Annotated in this window: 8 protein-coding genes; 3 read left to right on the forward strand and 5 right to left on the reverse strand. The window is 71.9% G+C overall.

The genetic code is table 11. From position 1 onward, the window contains the following. Positions 1–68 precede the first annotated feature (68 nt). The 5 genes from PHA29_RS04495 to PHA29_RS04515 form a co-directional block, all read right to left on the reverse strand. Positions 69–815, reverse strand: a complete 747-nt coding sequence (locus tag PHA29_RS04495; protein WP_270848333.1) for an energy-coupling factor transporter transmembrane component T family protein — start codon at positions 813–815, stop codon at positions 69–71. Continuing rightward, positions 808–2571: an ABC transporter ATP-binding protein gene (locus PHA29_RS04500; RefSeq protein WP_270405777.1), complete on the reverse strand. Its 1764-nt coding sequence runs from the start codon at positions 2569–2571 to the stop codon at positions 808–810. Before PHA29_RS04500 ends, PHA29_RS04495 begins: the two co-directional genes overlap by 8 nt. A gap of 152 nt (positions 2572–2723) precedes the next feature. Next, a complete protein-coding gene (locus tag PHA29_RS04505; protein WP_270405778.1) occupies positions 2724–3272 on the reverse strand; it encodes a hypothetical protein in 549 nt (182 codons plus the stop codon). Positions 3273–3402: 130 nt separating this feature from the next. Next, positions 3403–3975, reverse strand: a complete 573-nt coding sequence (locus PHA29_RS04510; protein WP_270405779.1) for a hypothetical protein — start codon at positions 3973–3975, stop codon at positions 3403–3405. Between the two features lie 429 nt (positions 3976–4404). Continuing rightward, positions 4405–5319 (reverse strand): diacylglycerol/lipid kinase family protein, encoded by a 915-nt coding sequence (locus tag PHA29_RS04515; RefSeq protein WP_270405780.1) that lies wholly within the window; start codon positions 5317–5319, stop codon positions 4405–4407. A gap of 89 nt (positions 5320–5408) precedes the next feature. Between PHA29_RS04515 and rnd the strand changes: the two genes are divergently transcribed. From rnd to xseA, 3 genes are all read left to right on the forward strand, one after another. Continuing rightward, positions 5409–6542 carry a ribonuclease D gene (gene rnd, locus PHA29_RS04520; protein ID WP_270848335.1) on the forward strand — a complete coding sequence of 378 codons (1134 nt, stop codon included), beginning with the start codon at positions 5409–5411 and terminating at the stop codon, positions 6540–6542. Positions 6543–6662: 120 nt separating this feature from the next. Continuing rightward, positions 6663–7367 carry a zinc metallopeptidase gene (locus PHA29_RS04525; protein ID WP_270575279.1) on the forward strand — a complete coding sequence of 235 codons (705 nt, stop codon included), beginning with the start codon at positions 6663–6665 and terminating at the stop codon, positions 7365–7367. 97 nt (positions 7368–7464) lie between these two features. Next, a partial coding sequence (gene xseA, locus PHA29_RS04530) for an exodeoxyribonuclease VII large subunit (protein ID WP_333491380.1) occupies positions 7465–8683 on the forward strand: 1219 nt, incomplete at its 3' end.

Raw genomic sequence — 8683 nt, forward strand, 5'->3', positions numbered from 1 at the left:
CGCGGGCCTCGCGCGGTGCTGCCGCGGGGCCGCGCGCGGGCCGGGTGCGCCGCCGACGGGATCCGCGGCTACAGCAGGATGCCCGCCGCCACGAGGGCTGCGCACAGCGCGAAGGCCGCGGCGTCGAGCGCGCCGAAGGGGTAGCGCCGGAAGGAGCTCTCCCGCGTGCGGAGGTAGAAGCCGCGCTGCTCGGCGGCGAGCGCGGTGGCGTCGGTCTTGCCCACGCTCGAGATGAGCAGCGGGATGCACAGCGGGAGCATGAGCCGCATCTTCCTGAAGGGGTTGTTCGTGTCGTACTCCACGCCGCGGGCGGTCTGCGCCTCCATGATGGCGTTCATCTCCTGGCTGAACACCGGCACGAAGCGCAGCGCCGTGGTGAAGGTGAAGGCGTACTTGTAGGGGATGTGCAGCTTCTCCACGCAGGCGTTGGCGAGGTCGGTGAGCTTGGTCACCATGAGCATGAGCACGAGCGGCAGCGCCACGCCCAGAAGGCGCAGGCACGCCTTGCCGCCGGTGACGAGCCCCTCGTCGGTCGCGAAGCCCGCGACGGGCCGCCCGCCGCGCACGAAGACGAGCTGCAGCGCGAACATGATGAGCGCGATGGGGACGAGCAGCTTCAGCAGGCGCGCGAGCCGCCCGAAGACGCCGGCGTAGGCGGCGAGCGCCAGGGTGAGCGCGAGCAGGCCCGCGAGCGGGGCGAAGCCGTCGGACAGGAACGTCGCGGCGATGATGGCGGCGGCGAGCGCCAGCTTGGAGACGGGGTTCAGGCGGTGCAGCAGGGTGTCGCCGGGGACGTAGTCGATGACGTTAAGCACGGCCCATCAGCTCCTTCACGGTGGATACGATATCGCTGACCTCGGTGATGCCCGCGAAGGCGGGGGAGACGCCGCGTGCGAGGCGCCCTGCGAGGTCGACGACCTGCGGCGGTGTGACGCTCGCCCGCGCCATGAGGGCGTCGTCGGCGAACAGCTCGCCGGCCGGCCCGCGGCCCAGGATGCGCCCGTCCGCCATGACGACGATCCGCTCGGCGAAATCGGAGACGACCTCCATGTCGTGGCAGACCATCACAACGGCGCACCCGTGGTCGGCCATGTCGCGCACGGTCTCCATGACCGTCATGCACTCGCGGTAATCGAGCCCGCTCGTGGGCTCGTCGAGCACCACGACCTCGGGCTCCATGACCACCACGCCGGCGAGCGCCACCATCTGCCGCTGCCCGCGCGACAGGGCGAAGGGGGCCTCGGTCGCCGGCAGGCCGAACCGCGCGATGACCCTGCGCGCGCGCTCGCGCGCGTCGGCGGGATCGACCCCGGTGAGCTCCAGCCCGAAGGCGACCTCGTCGAGCACCGTGTTCTTGCAGATCTGGCGGTCGGGGTTCTGGAAGAGGGTCGCCACGTGCGCGGCGATGCGCGAGACCGGCGTCTCGCGCGTGTCCAGCCCCGCGATGCGGACCTCGCCCGCCGCGGGCTTCAGCAGGCCGTTCAGAAGCTTGGTGAGCGTCGTCTTGCCGGCTCCGTTCTGGCCGACGACGCCCACGAGCTCGCCGGGGTACACGGTCAGCGAGAGGTCCGTCACGCTCGCCCCGCCGCCGGGGTAGGTGTAGCCGACGTCGCGGAAGGTGAGGACCGGCTGCGCGCCCTCGGCATGGGGCCGCGCCGGGGCGTGGGGGGAGCCCGCCCGCCGAGGGCCCGACGCCGTCCGCGCCCCCGCGCCCCGCGCGCCCGAGAGTATCTCCGCGATGAGCCCGTACGCCTCGTCGACGTCCAGGCAGGGCTCGGTCCGCGCGGTGAGCCCCGCGCGGGCGAGGCTGTTGGAGATGCGCGCCGTGCGCGGGCTGTCCACGCCGATCGCCCGCAGCCGCTCGCCGTTCCCGAAGACCTCGTGCGGCGTCCCCGACAGCGCGATGCGCCCGCGGTCCATGACGAGCACGCGGTCGCAGAAGGCCGACAGCAGGGCGACCTTCTGCTCGATCACCACGACGGTCACCCCGAGGCGCCGGTTGACGTCGGCGAGGGTCTCGAAGACCGTGCGGGAGCTGACGGGGTCGAGCGCGGCGGTGGGCTCGTCGAGCACGAGCACGCGGGGTTCGAGCGCCAGGATGGCCGCGATGGCGACCTTCTGCTTCTGGCCGCCGGAGAGCGTCGCGATCTCGCGGTGGCGCAGCTCGCGGATGCCCACCGTGGACAGGGCGCGGTCGATGCGCTCCTCGATGCGGTCGTGCGGCACGCCGAAGTTCTCGAGGCCGAACAGCAGCTCGTCCTCGACCACCGAGGCGACCATCTGCGCGTCGATGTCCTGGGCGACCGACCCCACGGTGCGCGAGATGTCGGTGAGCGTGACGTCGCAGGTGTCGCGCCCCGCCACGACGGTGGAGCCGAACAGCTCCCCGGTGTAGTGGTGGGGGATCGCCCCGGACAGGCATGCGGCCAGCGTCGACTTGCCGGCGCCCGACGGGCCGATGACCCCGACGAACGCGCCCTCCTCGACGGTCAGGCTGATCCCGTCGAGTGCGTGGGCCGCGTCGGAGCCGTAGCTGAACGAGACCTCGTCCATCTCGATGATCGTAGCCATGCGAACCTCTCAGTGCGGGCGCCCCGATGCGGGGCGCCCGCTCGAATCCAACAGATGCCTCGCCGGGGACGGCGGCGCGACGGGCGGCGTCGTCCGGATGCGCGCGGCGCAGGCGGGCCGCCGGCGGGCGGCCCCTCCATCATACCCGAGCGCTACCGCTTGAGCGCCGCGCGCAGCGCGGGGTAGAGGGCCTGCACCACGATGGCGTTGAAGACCGCGGTGCCCGCCACGAGCGGGACCTTGACCACGGCGGTCTCGAGCGCGAACCCCTGGATGACGGTGCCCGCGGCGGCGAACAGCGCGCCGGAGACGAGGGTGGCGGCGAAGGCGGCGAGAAGCGGCGTCACGTCGCGTCCCGCGACGCGCAGATCGAGGCGGGTGAGGGCGGCCATGGTGAGGGCGCCGGCGACCTCGGTGGCGAAGTTGAGGCCGGGGATGGAGGTGCTGATCTGGATGACGGCCGCCGAGACGAGGCCGAAGACCGCCGCCTGGGCGAAGGTGCCGCGGACGAGCAGGATGGCGAGGGCGTAGGCGGCGATGATGAACTGCGGTTTGATGCCGGTCATGGCCAGCGCGTTGCCGAGCGTCATGTTGAGGATGAGGCCGGCGGCCAGAAGGACGGCGAGCAGGACGAGGGCGGACAGGTCGCGCACGCCGGAGCGGGCGGCGGGGGCGGTGCGGGCGGCGGTGCTCTGGGACATGGCGGGATCCTTTCGTTCGGGTGCGGCGGCGCGGCATGCGGCGGCCGCCCCGCGGCGGGCGGCCGCGGGATCGTTCGGGTTCACGATGCGGGTATGGAGAGGGGACGGCGGGGCGCTCGGCCCGAGCGGGCTAGTCGTTGAGCTTCAGGGCCTTCTTGATGGGAAGGTACAGCGCGCCGACGAGCACGGCGTTGAACACCGCGGTGAGCGCGACGACCGGCAGCATGGCGGCGGCGATGGCCATGTCGAACTGCATGAGCGCCATGCGGATGAGCATGAAGATGAAGCCGGAGACGAAGGTGGTCGCGAAGGTGCCCACGGCGGGGATGGCGGCGCGCGCCCCGGTCCGCATGCCGGCGTTGACGATGAGGGCCATCAGCACGGCGGCGACGCCCTCGGCGACGAAGTCGGCGCCGGGCAGGCTGGTGGTGAGCTGGATGACGGCTGCCGACACGAGGCCGATGACGAGCGCCTGGCCCGGGTTGGGGCGCACGACGAGGATGGTGAGGCAGAAGGCGGAGATGATGAACTCGGGGTTGATCATGCCGGCGGACATGGCGCCGATGGCCTTGCCGAGCGTCATGTTGAGGATGAACCCGGCGGCGAGCAGGATGGCGAGCAGCACGAGCGCCTTGATGTCGAGCTTGCCGCGGTCGATGGAGGTGACGGTGCGGGCGGAGGTGGTGCGGGGGTTCTGGGACATGGCGGAGGTCCTTTCAGGGGAGGGGTGGGTCCGGAGGGGGCGGGGGCGCGTGATGCGGGGGTCGGCGGCGGGCGCAAAGAAAAAGGCCCCCGGTCAAACCGGAGGCCTTGCGCGCGCTATGAGGATAGGCGTGAGGGACTCACCGTCGACCGACCGGATTCGCATCACGCCACCACCAGTTGTTGAGAGCGGAGGTGAGCTGCTTCATGCTGGTGGCTCCTTTCTGGTTCTTCGAGGATGCGCAGCGGGCGCTGCGTTGAGGCGCACTATAGCACAGCGAAGCGGCGTCTGGGAAGACGGGGGCGGAGATTGTTTCCGCGGCGTTACGCCCCGTCGCCTCGGACGGCACCCGCAGGCGGGCCCCGCCGCCCGGGCGGTCCGCCTGCGGGGAGGGGCGCACGGGAGGCGCCGGGAGATGCCGGGCGGGGCCTACGCCAGCTTGGAGAAGTCGTCGATGATGATGTCGAGGCAGCTCGGCAGCACGCGCGCGCCGAACATCCCGCCGTTGTTGGGGATGACCTCCCCGTCGAACTGCATGCCGAGCGAGGGCGTGCAGGTGATCTTGGCCTCCTTGGCCTGGAAGGTCGTGAACTGCGGGCGGCCGAGGCCCTTGCCCGCGGGGTCGAACACCCCGGCGAGCAGCGTGGGCAGCAGCTCGACGGTCCGGGCGGGCTCGATGACGGCGATGTCGATCATGCCGTCGTCCATGCGGCAGTCGGGGAAGAGGTTGATGTCGTTCTGGATGACGGCGGTGTTGCCCACCATGCACCCGATGCCGTCCAGCTCGTCGACGACCCCGTCGTGCTCGATGGTGAAGTGCGCGACCTGCGGCTCGGGCGTGGAGAGGGCGGCGAGCGCGTAGGCGATCTCCCCGATCTCGTTCTTGCTGGGCGCGGCCTTCTCCATGATCGCGGCGTCGAACCCGGACCCCGCGATGATGATGAACCCGTGGCGCTGGATGTCGCCCGCCTCGTCGCGCCAGTACAGCTCGCCCATGTCCACGCTCGCGCAGCGCCCGCGACGGCAGGCGGCGGCGAGCGCCGCGGCCTCGGGGGCGTTGCCGATGTTGTTGAAGAACAGGTTCGCGGTGCCCGAGGGGAACACGAGGATGGGCACGTGGGTGCCGCGCAGGCAGTCGAGGACGTTGGAGACCGTCCCGTCGCCGCCGGAGACCACGACGCGGTCGAAGGCGCGCACGTCGGCGCAGGCGTCCTCGGGCTCCATCCCCTCGCCGATGAGCCTGAAGCAGATCTCGTCGCCCGGGGTCGCGAGCGCGTGGGCGAAGGCGTAGATCTCATCCGAGCTGGGCCCCGATGCGGGGTTGTGGACGATCAGATAGCGCATGAGTTCCCTCATCTTGCGAAGCCGGGTATAGTTACGATGTCGTTAATCCTACCCTCCGCGCGGGGGTTGAGCCAAAGCACGGGTGATGCATGTATATCTCCACACATCTGGAGCTGAAGGGGTTCTGCGAGCGCGCCGCCGCGTTTCCCGCGGTCGCCATCGATACCGAGTTCCTGCGCGAGCGGACCTATCATCCGCGCCTGTGCCTGGTGCAGGCGGCCACGCCCGACGAGTGCGCGGTCATCGACCCGCTCGCCATCGACGACCTCTCCCCGCTGGCGGGGCTTCTCACCGACCCGTCGGTCATCAAGGTCTTCCACGCCTGCTCGCAGGACATGGAGGTCCTCTGCCACGCCCTCGGGGTGCTTCCCGCCCCGATCTTCGACACGCAGATCGCCGCCGCCTTCCTGGGCGAGCGCATGCAGATCTCGTATAATGCGCTCGTGCACGCCTTCTGCGGGGTGAGCCTGCCCAAGAGCGAGTCGCTCACGGACTGGTCGCGCCGCCCGCTCACCGACAGCCAGGTCGAGTACGCCGTCGACGACGTCCGCTACCTCATCGACGCCTACGCCGTGATCGAGCGTCGCCTGGCCGAGCTCGGCCGGGTCTCGTGGGTGGCCGACGAGATGCGCCCGCTCACCGAGCTGTCCCATTACGCGCCCGACCCGCGCCTCGCGTACCGGCGCATCAAGCGCATCAACTCGTGCACGCGCCGCCAGCTGGGCATCGCGCGCGAGCTCGCGGCGTGGCGCGAGCGCCGCGCCGAGCGCCAGGACGTGCCGCGCAAATGGGTCATGTCCGACGAGGTGCTCATCGCCCTCATCAAGCGCACCCCGCGCGACGCCGGGGACTTCCGCCGCATCCGGGGCACCGAGCAGCTCTCCGACCGCGACGTCGAGGCGGCCATGCTCGCCATCGACCGCGGACGCAGCTGCCCGGCCGACCGCCTTCCCGCGGCGGGGCACGCCCGGCGCGCCCCCAGCCCGGAGACGGAGAGCGTGTGCGACCTCATGTACGCCCTGCTGCGGCTCGTGTCGGAGCGCTCCGGCGTCGCCACCGCGCTCATCGCCGGCCGCGACGAGCTGCTGGGCTACATCGACCATCCCGAACGCAGCCCGCTGCGCGAGGGGTGGCGCTTCGAGCTCGTGGGCTCGCTGCTGGACGACCTGCTCGCGGGGGATATCGGGCTGACCGTGAAGGACGGGGCCGTCGAGATCCTGTAGCCCGCGCCCGCCCCGCCCGACGGGCGGGTCTCCCGTCCGCGCCCCGCGCCGGCGTTTGCCGGGCCGCCGTCGGGGTACAAGCACATGCAACACGAACGCAGATCCGCGAAGGGGTGCCTCATGCCATATTACGGTTTCGGTTACGGGTTCGGGATCGATCCCGCCTACCTGCTCCTGGTCGTCGTCTCCCTCGTCTTGGGGATGGCCACGCAGGGCTACATCAACTCCACGTACCGCACCTGGTCAAAGGTCAAAGGCGACGGGGCGTCCGGCGCCGACGTGGCGCGCCGCATGCTCGATGCGAACGGCTGCGGCCGCGTGGGCATCAAGAGCACGGCGGGGCACCTCACCGACCACTACGACCCGCGCGACAACAGCCTCTACCTGTCGGGGGAGAACCTCTCCGGCGGCTCGGTGGCGAGCATCGCGGTCGCCTGCCACGAGGCGGGGCACGCGGTCCAGCGCCAGAGCGGCTACTTCATGATGCGCGTGCGCAGCGCGCTCGTCCCGGTGGTCAACCTGTCCCAGAGCATGTGGATGCTCGTCTTCATCATGGGGGTCGCCCTGAACATCGCCGGGCTGACCACGCTCGCCATCGTCCTGTTCGCCTTCTCGGTGCTGTTCCAGATCGTGACCCTGCCCGTCGAGCTCGACGCGAGCCGCCGCGCGGTGGACTACATCCGCGCCTCGGGCATGAGCGAGCTGAACGTCCGCGGCGCGCGCAAGGTGCTCACGGCGGCCGCCCTGACCTACGTCGCCGCGGCGCTCACCTCCATCCTGCAGCTGGTCTACCTGCTCGGGCGCACGGACCGCAGCCGCGACTGAGGTTGCGGGCGCCGCCGTGTCCGCGCGGCGCGCTAGACTGGGTTCAGCACGGACCGCGCGCCCCGCGCGCGGGAGGGTCGATGTGAAAGGGGGAGCCGTGTCCGCATGGAACCTCACGGGGACCGCGCCGCGCGCGCGGGATGACGGCGGCGAGCGGGACGGCGGCGCGCTGTCCGTCTCGCGGGCGGTCGAGCTCGCCGCGAGCGCGCTCGAGGCCATCCCGCAGCTCACGGTGATCGGAGAGGTCACGGGCTTCCGCGGGCCCCATGCCCGCAGCGGCCACTGCTACTTCCAGATCAAGGACGATTCCTGCGCGGTTGACTGCATCGTGTGGCGCGGGAGCTACGCCAAGCGCACCTTCGACCTGCGCGACGGCATGCAGGTCCAGTTCACGGGGTCGTTCAACCTCTACAAGGCGACGGGGCGCATGAGCTTCGTCGCCCGCTCCTTCTCGCTGGCGGGGGAGGGCCTTCTGCGCCAGCAGGTCGCGGCGCTCGCCGAGAAGCTGCGCCGCGAGGGGCTCATGGACGAGGCGCGTCGGCGCCGGATCCCGGTGTTCTGCACGCGCGTCGCCGTGGTGACCTCGCTGTCCGGCGCGGTGATCGACGACGTGAAGCGCACGCTGCGCCGTCGCAACCCGCTCGTGGAGCTCGTCTGCGTCGGCGCGCGCGTCCAGGGCGAGGGGGCGGCCGAGGAGCTCGTCGAGGCCCTCGGCCGCGCCGCGGCGCTCGACCCCGCGCCCGACTGCATCCTGCTCGTGCGCGGCGGCGGCTCCTTCGAGGATCTGATGACCTTCAACGACGAGGCGCTCGCACGGGCCGTCGCGGCATGCCCCGTCCCCGTGGTCACGGGGATCGGGCACGAGCCGGACACCTCCATCTGCGACATGGTGAGCGACCGGCGCTGCTCGACGCCCACGGCCGCCGCGGAGTCCGTCGCGCCGGCGATGGCGGACCTCGCCGAGGTGCTCGCCGCGCGCGAGCGCCGCCTCGCATCCGCCGCGTCCGCCCGCGTACGCACCGCCTCCGCCGAGCTCGACGCCCGGCGCGACCGCGCGCGCCGGGCGATGTCCGCGCGCCTCGACCGGCTGTCCGTCGCCCTCGACGCGCTCGCGGCGCGGCCCTCCCTCCAAGGGCCCGCGGCGATCATAGACCGGCGCCGCACGGACCTCATGCAGACCTCCGAGCGCCTCGCGTCGGCGGTCGAGCGCTCCCAGGAGCGCTTCGCCCGCGAGCTCGACGGGGTGTCCCCGCGCCTCGTGCGCGCCGGGCAGGCGCTCGTCGCCGGCAGGGGGCGCCCCCCCCCCCCCCCCCCCC

It is taken from the genome of Candidatus Collinsella stercoripullorum, assembly GCF_027669965.1.
GTDB classification, from domain to species: Bacteria; Actinomycetota; Coriobacteriia; order Coriobacteriales; family Coriobacteriaceae; genus Collinsella; species Collinsella stercoripullorum.